19 protein-coding genes are annotated in these 18,569 nt (G+C 72.5%); 10 read left to right on the top strand and 9 right to left on the bottom strand.

Annotated features, from left to right (window positions below):
* Positions 1 to 10 precede the first annotated feature (10 nt).
* Together ABT123_RS35190 and ABT123_RS35195 are read right to left on the bottom strand one after the other, a co-directional pair.
* Entirely contained in the window at positions 11 to 2,464 is a 2,454-nt protein-coding gene (locus tag ABT123_RS35190; protein ID WP_351322244.1) for a cation-translocating P-type ATPase, read from the bottom strand.
* Between the two features lie 60 nt (positions 2,465 to 2,524).
* Entirely contained in the window at positions 2,525 to 2,833 is a 309-nt protein-coding gene (locus ABT123_RS35195; protein WP_351322246.1) for a DUF2530 domain-containing protein, read from the bottom strand.
* Between the two features lie 141 nt (positions 2,834 to 2,974).
* Here ABT123_RS35195 and ABT123_RS35200 point away from each other — a divergent pair, with 141 nt between their 5' ends.
* Positions 2,975 to 4,462, top strand: a complete 1,488-nt coding sequence (locus ABT123_RS35200; RefSeq protein ID WP_351322248.1) for an NCS2 family permease — start codon at positions 2,975 to 2,977, stop codon at positions 4,460 to 4,462.
* Here ABT123_RS35200 and ABT123_RS35205 read toward each other — a convergent pair.
* Positions 4,455 to 4,637 (bottom strand): ribbon-helix-helix protein, CopG family, encoded by a 183-nt coding sequence (locus tag ABT123_RS35205; RefSeq protein ID WP_351322250.1) that lies wholly within the window; start codon positions 4,635 to 4,637, stop codon positions 4,455 to 4,457. The two genes, ABT123_RS35200 and ABT123_RS35205, sit on opposite strands and share 8 nt — an antisense overlap.
* A 117-nt stretch (positions 4,638 to 4,754) precedes the next feature.
* Here ABT123_RS35205 and ABT123_RS35210 point away from each other — a divergent pair, with 117 nt between their 5' ends.
* The 3 genes from ABT123_RS35210 (at position 4,755) to thpR (ending at position 7,274) form a co-directional block, all read left to right on the top strand.
* Positions 4,755 to 5,192 (top strand): MarR family winged helix-turn-helix transcriptional regulator, encoded by a 438-nt coding sequence (locus ABT123_RS35210; RefSeq protein WP_150208448.1) that lies wholly within the window; start codon positions 4,755 to 4,757, stop codon positions 5,190 to 5,192.
* 24 nt (positions 5,193 to 5,216) lie between these two features.
* Complete coding sequence (locus ABT123_RS35215) at positions 5,217 to 6,542, top strand: MFS transporter (protein ID WP_351322252.1); 1,326 nt, start codon at positions 5,217 to 5,219, stop codon at positions 6,540 to 6,542.
* Positions 6,543 to 6,716: 174 nt separating this feature from the next.
* Positions 6,717 to 7,274, top strand: a complete 558-nt coding sequence (gene thpR / locus ABT123_RS35220; protein WP_351322254.1) for an RNA 2',3'-cyclic phosphodiesterase — start codon at positions 6,717 to 6,719, stop codon at positions 7,272 to 7,274.
* Between the two features lie 128 nt (positions 7,275 to 7,402).
* Here thpR and ABT123_RS35225 read toward each other — a convergent pair whose 3' ends face one another.
* Both ABT123_RS35225 and ABT123_RS35230 read right to left on the bottom strand, forming a co-directional pair.
* The gene (locus ABT123_RS35225; protein ID WP_351322256.1) at positions 7,403 to 8,392 is read right to left on the bottom strand and encodes an aldo/keto reductase; all 990 of its coding nucleotides are present in this window, start codon (positions 8,390 to 8,392) and stop codon (positions 7,403 to 7,405) included.
* A 229-nt stretch (positions 8,393 to 8,621) separates the two neighbouring features.
* On the bottom strand, positions 8,622 to 9,308 hold the full coding sequence (locus ABT123_RS35230; protein WP_351322259.1) for a GDSL-type esterase/lipase family protein: 687 nt from the start codon (positions 9,306 to 9,308) through the stop codon (positions 8,622 to 8,624).
* A gap of 68 nt (positions 9,309 to 9,376) precedes the next feature.
* On the opposite strand from ABT123_RS35230, the gene ABT123_RS35235 reads away from it, so the two are divergent.
* Positions 9,377 to 10,381, top strand: coding sequence for a WD40 repeat domain-containing protein (locus tag ABT123_RS35235; protein ID WP_351322261.1), 1,005 nt, complete (start codon positions 9,377 to 9,379; stop codon positions 10,379 to 10,381).
* 9 nt (positions 10,382 to 10,390) lie between these two features.
* Here the strand turns inward: ABT123_RS35235 and ABT123_RS35240 are convergent, their stop codons facing one another.
* Positions 10,391 to 10,822 carry a Rieske (2Fe-2S) protein gene (locus ABT123_RS35240; protein WP_351322263.1) on the bottom strand — a complete coding sequence of 144 codons (432 nt, stop codon included), beginning with the start codon at positions 10,820 to 10,822 and terminating at the stop codon, positions 10,391 to 10,393.
* 762 nt (positions 10,823 to 11,584) lie between these two features.
* A complete protein-coding gene (locus ABT123_RS35245; protein ID WP_351322265.1) occupies positions 11,585 to 12,502 on the bottom strand; it encodes a DUF3027 domain-containing protein in 918 nt (305 codons plus the stop codon).
* Between the two features lie 375 nt (positions 12,503 to 12,877).
* Here ABT123_RS35245 and ABT123_RS35250 point away from each other — a divergent pair, with 375 nt between their 5' ends.
* The 4 genes from ABT123_RS35250 to ABT123_RS35265 all read left to right on the top strand — a co-directional run bounded on the left by ABT123_RS35250 (position 12,878) and on the right by ABT123_RS35265 (position 16,476).
* Positions 12,878 to 14,242, top strand: a complete 1,365-nt coding sequence (locus ABT123_RS35250; RefSeq protein WP_351322267.1) for an MFS transporter — start codon at positions 12,878 to 12,880, stop codon at positions 14,240 to 14,242.
* Between the two features lie 135 nt (positions 14,243 to 14,377).
* Complete coding sequence (locus ABT123_RS35255) at positions 14,378 to 14,872, top strand: DUF2771 domain-containing protein (RefSeq protein WP_351322269.1); 495 nt, start codon at positions 14,378 to 14,380, stop codon at positions 14,870 to 14,872.
* A gap of 19 nt (positions 14,873 to 14,891) precedes the next feature.
* Positions 14,892 to 15,626, top strand: a complete 735-nt coding sequence (locus ABT123_RS35260; protein ID WP_351322271.1) for a futalosine hydrolase — start codon at positions 14,892 to 14,894, stop codon at positions 15,624 to 15,626.
* Positions 15,616 to 16,476 (top strand): 1,4-dihydroxy-6-naphtoate synthase, encoded by an 861-nt coding sequence (locus ABT123_RS35265; protein WP_351322273.1) that lies wholly within the window; start codon positions 15,616 to 15,618, stop codon positions 16,474 to 16,476. The genes ABT123_RS35260 and ABT123_RS35265 overlap by 11 nt, the downstream gene beginning before the upstream one ends.
* 80 nt (positions 16,477 to 16,556) lie before the next feature.
* Here ABT123_RS35265 and ABT123_RS35270 read toward each other — a convergent pair whose 3' ends face one another.
* Complete coding sequence (locus ABT123_RS35270) at positions 16,557 to 16,940, bottom strand: cold-shock protein (protein ID WP_351322275.1); 384 nt, start codon at positions 16,938 to 16,940, stop codon at positions 16,557 to 16,559.
* A gap of 199 nt (positions 16,941 to 17,139) precedes the next feature.
* Between ABT123_RS35270 and ABT123_RS35275 the strand changes: the two genes are divergently transcribed.
* A complete protein-coding gene (locus ABT123_RS35275; RefSeq protein WP_351322277.1) occupies positions 17,140 to 17,400 on the top strand; it encodes a hypothetical protein in 261 nt (86 codons plus the stop codon).
* Here ABT123_RS35275 and ABT123_RS35280 read toward each other — a convergent pair.
* Positions 17,388 to 18,032, bottom strand: coding sequence for an HAD family hydrolase (locus tag ABT123_RS35280; protein WP_502971158.1), 645 nt, complete (start codon positions 18,030 to 18,032; stop codon positions 17,388 to 17,390). The genes ABT123_RS35275 and ABT123_RS35280 overlap by 13 nt on opposite strands.
* Positions 18,033 to 18,569: the final 537 nt, after the last annotated feature.

An 18,569-nucleotide genomic window follows, 5' to 3' on the forward strand; every position in this document is an offset into this window, starting at 1 on the left:
CAGGGCCTAGTCAGGCGGGGAACTTCCGGTCCACCCAGCGGAAGCTGAATTCGATGACGGCGGCGGCCACCACGGCGATGCCGACCGCCGTCCACGGCATGGTGGTGCCGACCAGCTTGAGCTCGAAGAAGTCCTGCAGCCAGGGCACGACGAGGACGATCAGGAAGCACAGGCCCATCAGGCCGACCAGCCCCACCCGCCACCAGGTGTAGGGCCGGGCGATGATCGCCAGGACCCACATCGAGGTGAGGAACAGGGTCAGGGTGGCCGCGCTGGTCTCGGCCTCCAGGGCGCCTTCGCCGCTGTAGTAGGAGCGGGCCACCAGGTAGGTCACGAAGGTGGCGATGGCGGCCACCACGCCGCCGGGGATGGCGTACCGCATCACGCGTTTCACGAAGTGCGGCTTGGCGCGCTCGGTGTTCGGGGCGAGGGCCAGGAAGAAGGCCGGGACGCCGATGGTGAGCGTGGACAGCAGGGTCAGATGGCGGGGCAGGAAGGGGTACTCGACCTGGCTGCAGACCACCAGGATCGCCAGCAGGACGGAGTAGACCGTCTTGGTGAGGAAGAGGGTGGCGACCCGGGTGATGTTGCCGATCACGCGGCGGCCCTCGGCGACCACGGACGGCAGGGTGGCGAAGGAGTTGTTGAGGAGGACGATCTGGGCGACCGCCCGGGTGGCCTCGGAGCCGGAGCCCATGGAGACGCCGATGTCGGCGTCCTTGAGCGCCAGGACGTCGTTCACCCCGTCGCCGGTCATGGCGACCGTATGGCCCTTGGACTGGAGGGCGCCGACCATGTCCCGCTTCTGCTGCGGGGTGACCCGGCCGAACACCGCGTTCTTGTCGAGCGCCTCGGCCATGGCGGCCTGCTCGGTGGGCAGCTTGCGGGCGTCGACGGTGTTCTCCGCCCCCGGCAGGCCGAGCTTGCCGGCCACCGCGGAGACGGACACCGCGTTGTCGCCGGAGATGACCTTGGCGTGGACGTCCTGCCGGTCGAAATAGCGCAGGGTGTCGGCGGCGTCGGGGCGCAGCCGCTGCTCCAGCACGACCAGGGCGGTGGGCCGCACCCCGGTGGCCGGGTCGGGGTCGTCGAGCTCGCGGACGGACCGGGCAAGGAGCAGCACCCGCAGGCCCTGCTCGTTGAGGTGGTCGATCTCCTCCAGGGCGGGGTCACCGGAGGGCAGCAGCACATCGGGGGCGCCGAGCAGCCAGGTGGAGTTCTCGCCGTCGCCCTCGCTGAAGCTGGCGCCGGAGTACTTGCGGGCGGAGGAGAAGGGCAGCGATTCGGTGCAGCGCCATTCCTCGCTGTCCGGGTAGGCGTCGATGATGGCCTGGAGGCTGGCGTTGGGGCGGGGGTCGGATTCGCCGAGGGCGCCGAGCACCTTCTGTACGTACGCCGGGTCGGCGCCGCCGAGCGGGCGGAGCTCGGTGACGTCCATGCCGCCCTCGGTGAGGGTGCCGGTCTTGTCGAGGCAGACCACGTCGACCCGGGCCAGGCCTTCGATGGCGGGCAGCTCCTGGACCAGGCACTGTTTGCGGCCGAGCCGGATGACGCCGATGGCGAAGGCGACGGAGGTGAGCAGGACCAGTCCCTCGGGGATCATGGGGACGATGCCGCCGACGGTCCGGGCGATGGATTCCTTGAGGTCGTTCTCCTTGACGATCAGCTGGCTGACGATCAGGCCGATCGAGGTCGGGATCATCATCCAGGTGACGTACTTGAGGATGGTGGAGATGCCGGAGCGCAGCTCGGAGTGGACGAGCGTGAAGCGGGAGGCCTCTTCGGCGAGCTGGGCGGCGTAGGCCTCGCGGCCGACCTTGGTGGCGGTGAAGGCGCCGCCGCCGGCCACCACGAAGGAGCCGGACATGACCTGGTCGCCGGGCTTCTTCAGGACCGGGTCGGCTTCGCCGGTGAGCAGCGATTCGTCGATCTCCAGGCCGTCGGCCTCGCCGACGATGCCGTCGACCACGACCTTGTCGCCGGGGCCGAGCTCGATGACGTCGTCGAGGACGATCTCGGAGGTGGAGATCTCGGCGGTGGTTCCGTCGCGGCGGACGCTGGGTTTGGCCTCGCCGATGACGGCGAGTCCGTCCAGGGTCTTCTTGGCGCGGAGTTCCTGGATGATGCCGATTCCGGTGTTCGCGATGATCACGAAGCCGAAGAGGCTGTCCTGGATCGGCGCGACGATGAACATGATCACCCAGAGCACGCCGATGATGGCGTTGAAGCGGGTGAAGACGTTGCCCCGGATGATGTCGGCGGTGGACCGCGAGGAGCGGACGGGCACGTCGTTGACGTCGCCGCGGGCCACTCGTTCGGCGACCTGGGCGGTGGTCAGGCCGCCCGGTTTGAACGCGGGTGCGGGCAGCGGGACCGGATGGACCGGATCGAGCTCCGCTCCTGCGTCGATGGCGGCGCCGGCCCGCTCCGGCCCGTCATGATCGATCTGTGCCCGCTGCGTCATGCTTTCGACGGTACGGGCGGTGCGGGCCATTCACCCGCCGAGTAGTCAGAAGATCCGACTTCAGGATGAGCCGAATCCTTCCTCGGTCTGGTCGGCGACACCGGTCGCTCCGGCGGTGGCAGCAGCAGCGGCCTGGCGCTTGAGGGCGGCATCGCGCGCCCGGACGTACCAGATGCCGATCAGGCCGAGCCCGCCGCCGGCCGCGCAGGTCCACACCCACCACAGCAGGTCCCGGTCGGCGAACCAGCCGTAGAACGGCAGCTGCACCAGGAACATGGCGAACCAGAGGAGGGTGCCGCCGGTGATGGTGGCGACCACCGGGCCCTCGAGGGGCGCGGGCGCTTCATGTTTCGGGGTCCACTTCGCCATGCCGCTCAGTCTAGGCGGCCCGATTTTCGGTCTACGCGCGGAGATGGACGCCCCCTCGTTCATGTGTTCATACTGAAACGGTTTGCTTGAAAGCGGATTCTTTCGTATGAATCCACCAAAACGAACCACTTTGAGGACCGCATGAGCACCTCGGCATCCGCCGCGGCCCCCACAGACACGCCGCCTTCCGCCCCCGGCACTCCGGGCACCGGCACTCCGGGCACGGGCAATGGCAGCGGCCTGGACCGCTATTTCAAGATCTCCGAGCGCGGCTCGACCGTCGCCCGCGAGATCCGCGGCGGATTCGCCACCTTCTTCGCGATGGCCTACATCATCGTGCTGAACCCGATCATCCTCGGCAGCGCGAAGGACATGTACGGCCACCAGCTCGACGGCGGCCAGCTGGTCACCGCCACCGTGCTGGCCGCGGCCTTCACCACCCTCCTCATGGGCGTCATCGGAAACGTCCCGATCGCGCTCGCGGCCGGCCTCGGCGTGAACACCGTCGTCGCCCTCCAGCTCGCCCCGCGCATGAGCTGGGCGGACGCCATGGGCATGGTGGTCCTCGCCGGCTTCGTGGTGATGATCCTGGTCGCCACCGGCCTGCGCGAGCGGGTGATGAACGCCGTCCCGGTGGGCCTGCGCAAGGGCATCGCGATCGGCATCGGCCTCTTCATCATGCTGATCGGCCTGGTGGACTCGGGCTTCGTCTCCCGCATCCCGGACGCCGCCCACACCACGGTGCCGCTCCAGCTCGGCTCCGGCGGCCACCTGAACGGCTGGCCGGTGCTGATCTTCGTCCTCGGTGTGCTGCTCACCCTGGCCCTGCTGATCCGCAAGACCCCGGGCGCCATCCTGATCTCGATCGTCGTGATGACGGTGATCGCGGTCGGCGTCCAGCTGCTGGCGGACCTGCCGGGCCAGGCCTGGGGGCTGACCGTCCCCGAGTGGCCGGGCAACCCGGTGGCCGCGCCCGACTTCGGCCTGGTCGGCCAGGTCAGCCTGTTCGGCGGCTTCGAGAAGGTGGGCCTGCTCACCGGCCTGCTGTTCGTCTTCACCGTCCTGCTGTCCTGCTTCTTCGACGCGATGGGCACCATCCTGGGCGTCGGTGACGAGGCCAAGCTGATGGACGAGAAGGGCAACTTCCCGGGCATCAACAAGGTGCTGCTGGTGGACGGCCTCGCCGTGGCCTCCGGCGGCGCCACCTCCTCCTCGGCCACCACCTGCTTCGTGGAGTCCACGGCCGGCGTCGGCGAGGGCGCCCGCACCGGCCTGGCGAACGTGGTGACCGGCGGCCTGTTCACGGTGGCCCTGTTCCTGACCCCGCTGGCCACCATGGTCCCCTCGCAGGCGGCCACCCCGGCCCTGGTCGCGGTCGGCTTCCTGATCCTGGCGGGCTCGATCAGGGACATCGACTGGAGCGACTTCACCATCGCCGTCCCGGCCTTCCTGGCGATGGTCACGATGCCGTTCACGTACTCGATCACCAACGGCATCGGCATCGGCTTCATCGCCTTCAGCGCACTGCGGCTGGCGACCGGCCGGGGCCGCGAGGTCCCGGTGGCCATGTACATCGTGTCGGCGGTGTTCGTCTTCTACTACGCGATGCCGGCGCTGGGCCTCACGTAAGCCCGTAGAACTTCTCCGTCTCGTCGACGGCCGCCTTGAAGCGTTCGTCGAAGTCGTCGCGAATGAGCGTCTGGACCACATAGTCCTGGACGCTCATTCCGCGTTTGGCGGCATGAGTCCGGAGGCGTTCGAGGAGCTCCCCGTCTATGCGCATGCTCAGCACATGTGTCCCCATGCCGAAAGCGTCGGGGCCAGGGCGTGGGCGCGTGTCACTTTCCGGAGCCGCCTCACCCGTACGAGTGACGGAACAACCCGATGTTCTTTAGCGAGAGTAATGAGTTATTCTAAGGACATGCCCGACCTCACCCATGGCGACGATGCTGCCGCCGTGAACGACCTCCGCTCGGCCGTCATGCGGCTGGGCCGGCGCCTGAAGCACCAGCGCGTCGACGAATCGCTGAGCCCGACCGAGATGTCGGTGCTCGGCACCCTTGCCCGCTGCGGCCAGGCCACCCCCGGTGAGCTGGCCCGGCGCGAGCACGTGCAGCCGCCCTCGATGACCCGCATCGTCGCGCTGCTGGAGGCCAAGGGCCTGGTCAGGCTGGAGCCGCACCCGGACGACCGCCGCCAGAAGGTGGTCAGCCAGACGGAGGAGGCCGAAGCGATGCTCGAGGAGAGCCGTCGCAAGCGGAACGCCTTCCTGGCCCGGCTCGCGGCCGAGCTGGACGAGGACGAGTGGGCCAAACTGAGAGAAGCGGCGCCCGTCCTCGAAAAGCTCGCCCACCTGTAGGAGCGACAGAGGAGGCGAACGCCTTTGAGTACGGGAAACGGAGCAGACTCCGCCCCCGGACCGATATCCACCCCTACCAAGAACTCGATGTTCAGCTCGCTGAAGATCCGGAACTACCGGCTCTTCGCGACCGGTCAGGTCGTCTCGAACACCGGCACCTGGATGCAGCGCATCGCCCAGGACTGGCTGGTCCTCTCCCTGACCGGGTCCGCCTCCGCCGTCGGCATCACCATCGCCCTGCAGTTCCTGCCGATGCTGGTGTTCGGGCTCTACGGAGGCGTACTCGCCGACCGGCTGCCGAAGCGGCCACTGCTGCTGGCCACCCAGGGTGCGATGGGCCTCACCGGCGCCGCACTGGGTGTCCTCACCCTCAGCGGGCACGTCCAGGTCTGGCACGTGTACCTGACCGCCTTCCTGGTCGGTCTGATCACGGTGGTCGACAACCCCGCCCGGCAGTCCTTCGTCTCCGAGATGGTCGGACCGGACCAGCTGGCCAACGCGGTCAGCCTGAACTCGGCCAACTTCCAGTCCGCGCGGCTGGTCGGCCCGGCGGTCGCCGGTGTGCTGATCACCGCCGTCGGCTCCGGCTGGGCCTTCCTGCTGAACGGCCTGTCCTTCGCCGCCCCGGTCATCGGACTGCTGCTGATGCGACCGCAGGAGCTGCACCCGACGGAGCCCCGGCCCCGGGCCAAGGGACAGCTGCGGGAGGGTCTGCGCTATGTCGCCGGCCGCCCCGAGCTGGTCTGGCCCATCGTCCTGGTCGGCTTCATCGGCACCTTCGGGTTCAACTTCCCGATCTGGCTGACCGCCTTCACCGAGGACGTCTTCCACGGTGACGCCGGGACATACGGCCTGCTCAACACCCTGATCGCGGTCGGCTCCCTGGCCGGCGCCCTGCTCGCGGCCCGGCGCGGCCACGCCCGGCTCCGCCTGCTGGTCGCCGCCGCCGCGCTGTTCGGCGGCCTGGTGGCGGTGACCGCCTTCGCACCCGGCTTCTGGCTCTTCGCGGCCCTGCTGGTACCGGTCGGGATGTTCGGCCTGACCGTGAACGTGGTGGCGAACTCCAGCGTCCAGATGGCCACGGACCCCGAGATGCGGGGCCGGGTGATGGCCCTCTTCATGATGGTCTTCTTCGGCGGCACCCCGCTCGGCGCACCGCTGGTGGGCTGGGTGACGGACCACTTCGGTGCCCGTACCGGCATGGCGGCGGGCGGCCTGATCTCGCTGGCCGCCGCGGTGGCGGTGGGCCTGGTGCTGTCCCGGGTGGGCAACCTGCGGCTGCGGGTGAACCGCCACGGCGTCACCTTCGTCCCGTCCGCGAGACCGCGCGAGCTGGTCCGCGTGGCTTAGGCCCTGTCCGGGCGATCTCCGCGGGCCCGCGCCGCCTGGCACGGCACCTCGCTGCGTTGTCGCATCGCGCAAGTACGTCCAGTACGAGCCGCGACGCTCCGCCTTGCGATGCACCGCACCAGACGACGCGGGCTCATCCACGAAGATCGCCCGGACAGGGCCTAGCCTCACGGCATGAGACTCTTCGCCGCCGTGTTGCCCCCCGAGGCTGCCGTCGCCGAACTGCGGGACGCGGTGGCTGCGTTGCCGCCCGGCGAGCGGCTGCGCTGGACCCAGGAGGCGGGCTGGCACTTCACCCTCGCCTTCATGGGCGAGGTCGAGGACCGGCTGCTGCCCGAGCTGTACGAGCGGCTCGGGCGGGCAGCCGCCCGCACCGCGCCCTTCCCGCTGCGCCTGCACGGCTCCGGCCACTTCGGCAACCGCGCCCTGTGGACCGGTGCCGCGGGCGGGCTCGACGGGCTGCGGATGCTCGCCGAGCGGGCCGACGCCGCCGCCCGGCGGGCCGGCGTACCGATGGACCAGCACCGCCGGTACGCCGCCCACCTGACGCTGGCCCGCAGCGCCCACGGCGATGCGGACCTGCACCCCCAGCTGAGTGCCCTCGCGGCCTTCGAGGGCACTCCCTGGCAGGTCACCGAGCTGCACCTGGTCCGCAGCAACCTCCCGACGAGCGGGATCCCGGGCGAGCAGCCCCGCTACGAGGTGGTCCGGTCCTGGCCGCTGACCGGGTGACCCACGTCATTCGTTACGCTCGATGCGTGGATCCGAAGACCAGAAACCGTGTCATGGCCGGTGTGCTCGTGTTGATGTTCGCCCTCGTGGCGGTCGCTGCTGCCCTGAAGTAGCAGGCAGCAGCCCGGTCACCAGGCGAAGGCCTCCGGGGACGGGCCAGGACCGGGGAAGACCTCGTCCAGAGCCGTCAGCAGCTCCTCCCCCAGCTCCAGCTCCAGCGCCCGCAGCGCGCTCTCGAGCTGCTCCGGCGTACGCGGCCCGACGATCGGCCCGGTGACCCCGGGCCGGGTCAGCAGCCAGGCCAGCGCCGTCTCGCCGGGCTCCAGGCCGTGCTTGTCGAGCAGGTTCTCGTACGCCTGGATCTGCGCCCGCACCGAGCTGTCGGCCAGCGCCTCGGCGGTCCGGCCCTCGGCCCGTCGCCCGCCCGAGACCTCCTTCTTGATCACGCCGCCGAGCAGGCCGCCGTGCAGCGGGGACCACGGAATCACGCCGAGGCCGTACTCCTGCGCGGCCGGCACGACCTCCATCTCGGCGCGCCGCTCGTGGAGGTTGTACAGGCACTGCTCGCTGACCAGCCCGACCATGCCGCGCCGCGCGGCGGTCTCGTTGGCCTGGGCGATCTTGTAGCCGGGGAAGTTCGAGGAGCCGGCGTAGAGGATCTTGCCCTGCTGGATCAGCACGTCCACGGCCTGCCAGAGCTCCTCGAAGGGAGTCAGCCGGTCGATGTGGTGGAACTGGTAGAGGTCGATGTAGTCCGTCCGCAGCCGGCGGAGGCTGGCCTCCACGGCGCGCCGGATGTTCACCGCCGAGAGCCGGTCGTGGTTGGGCCAGGCGTCGCCTTCCGCGGCCATGTTCGCGTAGACCTTGGTGGCGAGCACGGTCTTGTCGCGGCGCCCCGCGCCGTGCGCGAACCAGGAACCGATGATCTCCTCGGTCCGGCCCTTGTTGGCACCCCACCCGTAGGCGTTGGCGGTGTCGAAGAAGTTCAGACCCGCGTCGAGCGCGGCGTCCATGATGGCGTGGCTGGTCGGTTCGTCGGTCTGCGGACCGAAGTTCATCGTGCCGAGGACGAGTCGGCTGACCTTGAGTCCGGTGCGTCCGAGCTGCGTGTACTCCATGGACCAAGCCAACTGCTTGGAGTGGACTCGACGCAAGAGCCGCCGCGCGCGCGGCGGTTCGCGAACGCCCAACGTACGGGCGGGGGGGCGCCCGCGCCGAGCCGTGTGCCCACCCGGAGAGCCTCGTTGACCTGCCCTTCCGGCTGCGTTACTTCAAGATCAGCGCGGGGTTACCGCACCCCTGCCAGATTGACCTTCATCGTCCCCTGACGATGAAGGTCGGTAGGTGTCAGTCCCGGGGCCGGTACGGGCCGCCCAGGCCCCAGGCCTGGTGCATCACCGCGGCGAACTCCCCCGCCAGCCGGTGCTCCCCGGAGGCGTTGGGGTGGGTGCCGTCGTAGGTGTCGTAGTGGATGTCGTACGACTCCGGGCGCGCCGCCAGCAGCAGCGGCGAGGCGTCCGTGGACAGGTCGGCCACCGCCTTGGCCAGCAGCTCGTTGAAGCGGGCGACCTCGGCGGCGAAGGGCTCGTCGGTGTCGGCGCGGCTGTTGGGGATCACCGGCAGCAGCACCATCCGGACGGACGGACGGGCCTGCCGGGCGGCCGTGACGAAGGCGCGGACGTTGGCGGCCGTCTGGCCGGCGTCCGTGTAGAAGCCGAGGTCGATCAGGCCGAGGGAGACCAGCAGGACGTCCGGCTTGTGGGCGGCGACGGCGCCGCCGACGAGCGGGGCCATGTGCTGCCAGCCCTCGCCCCAGCCGGCCAGGTGCCGGCGGGCGTGCGCGGGGAAGCCCGGATCGGCGTAGTCGTGGGAGACGGGCGCGTCCGCGAAGGTGTCGTACACCTCGGTGCGCGGGCCGACGATCTTGTACGGGCCGCCGAAAGTCGCGTTGAGGTGCTGCCACATCCGGTAGCGCCAGGTGTAGTCGCCGGCGCGTCCGATGGTCATGGAGTCGCCGACGAACATGAAACGCATCCCGTCATCATCCTGGATGGGGCGGGCCACGCCGCTGTGATGCCGGACACCCTGGCAGGCTGGGGGGTATGCGCCGACTTCCGCTCGTCCTGGCCACCGTGGCCCTAGCCGCGCTCGCGGCCACCGCCCCCGCCGCGTCCGCGGCCGAGCCGCCCGCCGCGTCCTTCGTCATAGAGGACCCGCGGATCACCGAGTCCAGCGGTCTGGCGGCCAGCCGTACGCACCCGGGCGTGTACTGGACGCACAACGACAGCGACGACGGCCCGTACCTCTACGGGGTGGACGCGGCCACCGGCCGCACGGTCGCCCGGATCACCATGACGGGGGTGGGCCGGCCGCGCGACGTCGAGGCGGTCTCGCTGGGCCCGGACGGGCAGCTGTACGTCGGCGACATCGGCGACAACCGCAACGGCGGCTGGGAGCACGTCTGGATCTACCGCTTCCCGGAGCCGAAACAGCTGGGCGACGTGACGGTGAAGGCCACCCAGTTCACCGTGAAGTACGCGGACGGGCCGCGGGACGCCGAGGCGCTGATGGTGCATCCGAAGACCGGGCGGGTCTACATCGCGAGCAAGGACCGGGAGAAGGGCGGCCTGTACGAGGGCCCGGCGAACCTGTCCGGCGGCGGGGCGAACGTGTTCCGGCGGGTCGCGGCCGTGCCGTGGGTGACGGACGGGGCGTTCTCCCCGGACGGCAACCGGCTGGCCCTGCGCGGCTATCTCGTCGCCCGGACCTACCCGTGGCGGGACGGCCGGCCGGAGGGCGAGGGCGAGCGGGTGGACGCGCCGTGGCAGGGGCAGGCGGAGTCGGTGACGTACACGGCGGACGGCTCGGCGCTGATGTTCGGGGCGGAGGGCGCGAAGAGCCGGGTGGTCGCCATCCCGGTCGCCGCCCAGCCGGGCCCGGGCGCCTCCGGCGCCCCCTCCCCCCGCTCCTCGCCGAACGCCGCCGCCGCCGACCCCGAACCCGCGGGGGAGGGCGGCAACTTCACCCGGGGCGCCCTGGTGCTGGCGGGCGCCACCGTCCTGGTCATGGGCGGCCGACGACTGCTGCGCCGCCGTCGCAGCGACTGAGGGGCGGGCTCAGCCGAGGTTGATCTTGTCCCCGGCGACGGTGATCTTCGCTGCCGGGAGCGGGCGGGTGGCCGGGCCGCTGGCGACCGAGCCGTCCTCGACCTTGAAGAAGCTCTGGTGGCAGGGGCACACGATCTTTCCGTCCGTCACCGAGGTGACGGCGCAGCCCTGGTGGGTGCAGACGGCCGAGTAGGCCTTGAACTCCCCGGCCTTGGGCTGGGTGACCACCACCTTCTGGTCCTTGAAGACCTTGCCGCCGCCGACCGGGATCTCCGAGACCGCGGCAAGCTCCCGGGCGGGCGCGGCTGCCTGCGCCTCGCCGGCGCCGCTGCCGACGGCTGCTGTGTCGTTGTCGCCGTCGCCGCAGCCGGCGAGCGCGGTACCGGCCAGGGCCGCGGCGCCTGCCGCGAGGACCGTCCGCCGGCGGGTGGTGTCGCCCATGCCATGTCTCCTTCGTCCTGGGTGGTCCGTCGACTGTCGTCACGGGAGTGACTCCGCAGCCAACACGTACCACCCGTGCGCCGGGTTCACGCCATGGTCGATCCGACCGGACGCAGGGCCCCCGCCGAGGCCCCGGAGCATGGTCGGGCCGCAGCCCGACGCCCGGCGAGCGCGGGCGCGGCCCCCAGGGGGCGGGGCGCAGCCCCGGCAGTGCCTGGCGCAGCCCGGAGCACCCGACGGGTGCGGGCCCCCCGGGGTGGGTGACGGGCGGAGCCCGGACGCCCCGGCGGGTGGTGCTGGGCGCAGCCTGCTCGGGGGCCGGGGCGGAGCCCCTTCGGGGCCGGGGCGCAGCCCCGGGCACCCGGCGGGTGCAGGCTCAGCCCCGCACGGGGGTCGGGGCGCAGCCCCGGAAGTGGCGGGCGCAGCCCGGGGCACCCGGTAGGCGTGGGGCGCAGCCCCACGGGGGTGTGGGGCGCAGCCCCGGTGGGGTCCGGGGCGGGGCCCCGGTTTCGGGAAGGGGCGGGGTGGGGGGAGGCTCCGCGCAGCGGGTCGGGGCCGGGGCGGAGCCTCGGAGCCCGGCAGGCAGCGGGTGGGGGCGCAGGACCGCCGGGGGGGGGGCGCAGCCGGGGGCGCGGGGGCCGGCTGGGCCCGGGCACCCCGCGGGTGCGGGGCGCAGACCCGGAGCGGGCGCAAGGGCGCAGCCCGGGGCACCCCGCGGGTGCGGGGCGTAGGCCTGCCGGGGCCCGGGCGCAGCCCGCGGGGTCAGCTGTGGCCGAGGTCCGAGGATGCGGTGTCCGGCGGGGGGATTTGGCCCTCGTCCGGGGTCGGCCGGAGCGGGAACTCGTCCGACCGCATCGAGTCGAGCACCGGCGGCGCCGGCCTCGGCGGCTTCGGCATCACCGCAGCCTCCGAGTGCCCGCCGCACCCGTACGACAGCGAGACCAAGCGGCCATCCGCCGGCCCGAACTCGTTCGCGCAGACGCCGAACGCCTGGCCCAGCGAGCCGCCGATCTTCACCAGGAAGCCGCAGGAGACACAGGAGGCCGGGGCCGCCTGGGCCATCGGGGTCTTCGCGCCGAAGGACTCGTCCCAGCGGTCGGCCGCGGTGTGCAGCCCGTACCGGGACAGCACCCGGGCCCGGCGCATGCCGAGCTCCTCGGCCACCGCGGCGATCGAGCCGCGCTCCGGCACGACCACCCGGTCCGTCAGCGCCGCGTCCTCCGCCTCCGCGAGGTCCGCGAGCTCCTCCGAGACCAGCGAGTTCGGCGGCGGCGCGTCCTCGCCCGTGTAGCCGGGCTCCAGCCGCAGGTCCTCGGCGTCCGTCGGAAGCAGATCGCCGGGGCCCATGTCGCCCGGCCGCAGCCGCTCGCTCCACGGCACCCACTCCGGCGCGAGCAGCGCATCCGGGCCGGGCAGGAGCACCGTTTCGTCGAGGGTGACCAGCTTGGCGCGGGAGGCGCGGGTCACGGTGACGGCCCAGCGCCAGCCCCGGTAGCCCGCCTCCCGGCACTCGAAGAAGTGCGTGACGACCCGGTCGCCCTCCGCTACGACGGAGACGTGCTCGCCCACGATGCCGGGGGCCGCGGCCTCCTCGGCCGCCGCGCGGGCGAGTTCCACCGCCTCGGCGCACAGGCGGTCGGGGGTGCGGGGGGTACGGCTTCGCGTGGTCGCAGCACTCACTGGTCTCGTTCTCTCCTACGCCGTCTCACGAGTGCGCCGTCCGTACTTGTCGTCCACAACGACCCGTCGGTCAGTCCCCTGCGTGGCACGGGCGGAGCGGACCAGAGGGCCGCGTCGACGTCCGCGCCCGATGGGTCCCGGGCACACCTACTGCAATCCATTCTGCGGGATCGCGAAGAGGCGCGCGGCCAGGAGCAACCGCCGGTGGCGCGCTACGCACGCTACCTCCTTCGAAGCCCTGGGCCCACATGCAAGTCCGATTCGCGGACATCCCCGCCCTCCCGGACACCGCCCGGACGCCGCCCGGACACCGCCCCGAGGGCCCGTGCCGCGCCGAAAAGAGTCTGCAGAGCCCTGCTGGGGCACTATGGCCACGTGGCACCCGTACGGTCGTCCGACGACGGCTCGGGCCGCGTCCGGAGGGCGGGCCGGGCCGTCGGTCATGCCCTGCACCAGCCGATCACGGGAACCGCGCGCGGGATCCGCCGGGCCACCCACGCCCATGGCGCCGGGGAGTCGGGGCTCGGCAAGCTGATCGAGCTGCACGCCATCAACGGCGCCGGCGATGTGATGATCACCGTGGCGCTGGCCTCGACGGTGTTCTTCTCGGTGCCCACGGACGAGGCCCGCGGCCGGGTCGCCCTCTACCTGGCCATCACCATGCTCCCCTTCACCCTGCTCGCCCCGGTGATCGGCCCGCTGCTGGACCGGCTGCCGCACGGCCGGCGCGCCGCCATGGGGGCCTCGATGCTGGCCCGTGCCCTGCTGGCGCTGATGATGTCGGGCGCGGTGGCCACCGGCGGGCTGGAGCTGTACCCGGCGGCGCTGGGCGTGCTGGTCGCGTCCAAGGCGTACGGGGTGGTGCGCAGTGCGGTCGTACCGCGACTGCTGCCGACCGGGTTCTCCCTGGTCAAGGCGAACTCGCGGGTGACCCTGGCCGGGCTGCTGGCCACCGGGGTGGCCGCGCCGGTGGGTGCCGGACTCCATCAGATCGGGCCGCAGTGGCCGCTGTACGGGGCCTGTGCGGTGTTCCTGGCGGGGACCTTCGCGGCGTTCACGCTGCCGCACAAGGTGGACGAGGCGAAGGGCGAGCGCCGGGCCCGGCTGTCCACGCACGAGCGGCGCTCGCGGCGGCCGGGGCTGCGGACGGTGGGGCCGTCGGTGCTGTGCGGGCTGGGCGCGAACGCGGCGATGCGCGGCCTGTCCGGGTTCCTGATCTTCTTCCTGGCGTTCCTGCTGCGCGAGCATCCGCTGGCCGGGCAGAGCGCGGCGGTGTCGCTGGGCATCGTCGGGGTCGCGGCGGGCGTCGGGAACGCGTGCGGCACGGCGGTGGGCGCGTGGCTGCGGGCGCGGGCGCCGGAGACGATCGTCGCGGCGGTGCTGTCGCTGACCCTCGCGGTGGCGATCGTCGCGGCGGTGTTCTTCAGCGGGCTGATGGTGGCGGTGCTGGGGGCGACGGCCGGGTTCTGCCAGGCGCTGGCGAAGCTGTCGCTGGACGCGATGATCCAGCGGGACGTCCCGGAGGCCGTGCGGACCTCGGCCTTCGCCCGGTCCGAGACGGTGTTGCAGGTGGCGTGGGTGCTGGGGGGCGCGATCGGGATCGTGCTGCCGCTGAACGGGGTGCTGGGCATGTCGGTGGCCGCGACCATCGTCGCGGCGGGCACCACGGTGGCGCTGCGCGGCCTGCTCACCACCCTGCACCCCCGCAGCCCCGGCTCCCCCCGCCCCCGCGTGGCCTAGCCGCCCCTGCCCCCGCCCGCCTGGCCTGGCCTCGCGGCTCCCCGCCCCCGCCTGGCGTAGCCGCCCCCGCGCCGCCCGGCGGGGCGGGGACACCCCGTGCGGTGGGGGCGGGGTCCGCCCGATAGCCTTCGGCTCATGACCGCACCGCTTATCCCGGGTAGGGCCCGCCGCAGCGTCGCGGCCCTCGGGGCCGTGTCCGCCGGCCTCCTCCTTCTGTCCGCCTGCGACAAGCCGACGCCCCTGGCGACCGTGACGGTCGGCAGCTCGTCGGTCTCCACCGAGGCAGCCTGCCGCCCCGCGAAGGGCGAGAAGGACATGCCCATCGATGAGGTCCAGAAGTGCCTGGCCGACATCAAGAAGGCCAAGACCATCGAATACGGCCGTGGCGACACCCTGCGCCTCGGTGTCGAGCCGGAGATCGTGGAGCACGGCAGCACGTGGCAGCCGGTGCTGGACGGCCAGCCCATCACCGACCAGTCCGGGAACACCTACCGCAGCTTCCCGAACGTCGACATCTTCGCCACCGGCGGCCAGGGCGAGACCCCGGCCTCCAAGCTGCTGAACATCGTGCAGTTCACCAAGGACGGCAAACCGCAGGCGGTCTGGTCGTACAACCTGAAGCTGAAGTAGTCCGGGCCCAGGACATCCGGTGCGCGCGCTCGTCGTGACCGCGGTGGCGGCGGAGGCAGAATCCGTCACCACCGGTCTCACCCCTCATCCGGACCCCGTGGAAGCGGGGCCGCGCACACTGCCCGGCGGTTACCTCATCACCCGCCGGGACCTGCCCGGGCTGGCCGTCGACGTGCTCGTCGCGGGTGTCGGGCCGGCCGCCGCGGCGGCCGGCACCGCGACAGCCCTGGCCCTGGCCGCCTCGCCGTCGTCGTATCGGGTCGTCGTGTCCGCCGGCATCGGCGGCGGGTTCGAGCCCGCCGCCCCGCTCGGCTCGCTCGTCGTCGCCGACGCCATCGTCGCCGCCGATCTGGGCGCCGAGACCCCCGACGGCTTCCTCGCCGTCGATGCGCTCGGCTTCGGGCGGAGCGTCCATCTGCCGCCCGCCGAACTGGCCGCCCGCGCCGCCGAGGCCACCGGCGGGCTCCTCGCCCCGGTGCTGACCGTCTCCACGGTCACCGGCACCGCCGCCCGGGCCGCCGAACTCGCCGCCCGGCACCCGCTGGCCGGGGCCGAGGCCATGGAAGGCTTCGGTGTGGCCGAGGCCGCGGCCTCGCACGGGCTGCCCGTGCTGGAGATCCGCGCCGTGTCCAATGCGGTCGGGCCGCGCGACCGGTCCGCCTGGCGGATCGGCGATGCGCTGGCCGCGCTGACCGAGGCCTTCCGCGTGCTGGGACCCGTACTCGCGAACTGGGGAGAACGCCATGACCGCTGAGGCCGTTGCCACGACCGTGAAGATCGCCTACTCGCCCTGCCCCAACGACACCTTCGTCTTCGACGCCTGGGCGCACGGCCGGGTCCCGGACGCTCCGGTGCTCGACGTGACCTTCGCCGACATCGACCTGACCAATGGCATGGCCGAGCGCGGCGAGCTGGACGTGCTGAAGGTGTCGTACGCCGTACTGCCGTGGGTGCTGGACGAGTACGCCCTGCTGCCCTGCGGCGGCGCGCTCGGGCGCGGCTGCGGCCCGCTGGTGCTGAGCCGGGAGCCGGGGCTGGACCTGACCGGGCGGACGATCGCCGTGCCGAGTGAACGCTCCACCGCCTACCTGCTGTTCCGGCTGTGGGCGGCCGATGTGCTGCCCGGCGGGGTCGGGAACGTGGTCGTGATGCCGTTCCACGAGATCATGCCGGCCGTCCGGGACGGGAAGGTGGACGCCGGTCTGGTGATCCACGAGGCCCGGTTCACCTATCAGGACTACGGGCTGCACTGCCTCGCCGACATGGGCGAGCACTGGGAGACCACCACCGGCCTGCCCATTCCGCTCGGCGCCATCGTCGCGAAGCGGTCGCTGGGCGCGCCGACGCTGCACGCGCTGGCCGCGGCGGCCAAGGCCTCGGTCCTGATGGCCTGGGACGATCCGGAGGCCTCCCGGCCGTATGTGCGGGCGCATGCGCAGGAGCTGGATCCGGCGGTCGCGGACCAGCACATCGGGCTGTACGTGAACGAGTTCACGGCGGGGCTCGGCGATGACGGGTACGCGGCGGTGCGCGGGCTGCTGACCCGGGCCGCGGCGGAGGGCCTGGTGCCGCCCATCGCCCCGGACGCACTGAGCTTCCCGTAGCTCACTGGCTCACTCCCTCACGAACAGCTGTACCCCGCCACTCCTTCGGGTGGCGGGGCACGGCTGTTTGACCGGGCGGCTCAGACGTCGAGCTGGTCGGCCACTGCACGCAGCAGGCCGGCGATCTTCGCGCCGTGCACCTTGTCGGGGTAGCGCCCGCGCTCCAGCATCGGCGTGATGTTCTCCAGAAGGGTGGTCAGGTCCTGCACGATGGAGGCGAGCTCGTCCGGCTTGCGCCGCTGAGCCGCCGCGACCGACGGGGCCGGCTCCAGTACCGTCACCGAAAGGGCCTGGTCACCGCGCTGACCCGCGACCACGCCGAACTCGACGCGCTGGCCGGGCTTGAGGGCATCGACCCCGGCAGGGAGCACCGACGAGTGGACGAAGACGTCCCCGCCGTCGTCCCGGGAGAGAAAGCCGAAGCCCTTCTCACTGTTGAACCACTTGACCTTGCCGGTAGGCACGTCTGTCCTCTGTCCTTGCTCGTGGGTCCGAATTGCCATCCGGAGCACCCTGGAACACCCAGGAAAACGGCTCCGGATAGCAGTACAGCGGGTCATCTGTGACCCGCCACCTCTCAGGCTAATGGTCTCGGGGCGGGTGACAAGACGTCGCCCGGTCGGAACCTGTTGGCCGCTTCGGCCAGGGAACTACCCTGGTGGGGTGACTGCTACTCCTCAGACCGACGAAGCACGGCCCGGCGACGCATTGGTCAAGGCGGGCGGCATCGTGTTCATTCTCGGTGCGCTGGCCACTCTGGCGACCATGGCTCCACTGTTCCTGGACACCGACCCGTTCCCGTCGTACGCGTGGGCGGTGTGCATGCTGATGGGCGTCGGCTTCATCATCTCGGCCGCCGGGGTGCTGCGCGGGATCGCGGCCCAGCGCCGCGCCGCCGCCCGCTCGCAGTCTCAGACCTCCTGAGCCGCGACGTACGCCTCCAGCCAGGCCGGCAGGGCGGTGAGGTCGGGCAGCACCACGTCCGCGCCCGCCGCCCGCAGCTCCGGCTCCGGGCAGGGCCCGGTGGGCACCGCCACCGAGAGCGCGCCGGCGGTGCGGGCGCCGCGCACGTCGCCGACGTGGTCGCCGACGTAGACCTGCGCGCCGTACTCGCGGAGCGCGCCGGCCTTGGCCTCTGCCCAGAGCCAGCCGATCACCGCGTCCGGCTCGATGCCGAGGTGGGCGAGGTGCAGCCGGGCGTTCGGCTCGTGCTTGGCGGTGACCACGATGGCGCGCCCGCCCATCGCCTGGACCGCCTGGACGGCCTCGCGGGCACCCGGCATGGCCGGGGTCGGCGCGATGGCGTGGGTGGGGTAGATCTCCCGATAGCGGTCCGCCATCGCCGGAATCTCACCCTCCGGGAACCAGTACGCGAGCTCCTCGTCCAGCGGCGGCCCGAGCCGGGTGACGGCCTCGTCGGCGTCGATGAAGGTACCGGTCTCGGCCGACAGGGCCACGTAGGCGGCCTTGATGCCCGGCCGGGAGTCGATGAGCGTCATATCGAGGTCGAAGCCGACCGTGAGGTTCCGTCGGGCGCTGTGGGTCATAGCGGCCATTGTGCCGAGGCTCCTGCCGGAGCCGGAAACGCGACCTGAGCCCAGGCTTGCGTGCGGGTGAACTGTCCCGCCCTGCAGGTGGGGCCCGGCGGGCCCCAGCGTCGGGGGTGCGGGGCCCGGCCCCGGGGACCTGGGGGCCGAGCACAGCCCGGGGCCGGCCCCGGAGCCCGGGCCCACCAGGCGGGGGGTTCGGGGGCGGAGCCCCCGAGAACGGTGCCCGGCGGAGCCCGGGCACCCCGGGGCGGGCCGGGGCAGGCGGAGCCCCGGTGCCCAACGCCCGGACCCCGGGTCCGCGGGACGGGGGCGGAGCCCCGAGCGGGTCCGGGCGGCAGCCCGGTTTCGGGAAGGGGCGGGGTGGGGAAATGCGCCGCAGGCCGGGCCGGGCCGGGCCGGGCCGGGCCGCGCCGGGCCGCGCCGCGCCGGGCCGGGCCGGGCCGGGCCGGGCCGGGCCGGGCCGGGCCGGGCCGCGCCGGGCCGCGCCGCGCCGGAGTTCGGAAGGGCACACGTCGGAGCGCGGGTCACCGCGCTATGGATCGG

Source organism: Streptomyces sp. NPDC002054, from assembly GCF_040296685.1.
Lineage (GTDB): Bacteria > Actinomycetota > Actinomycetes > Streptomycetales > Streptomycetaceae > Streptomyces.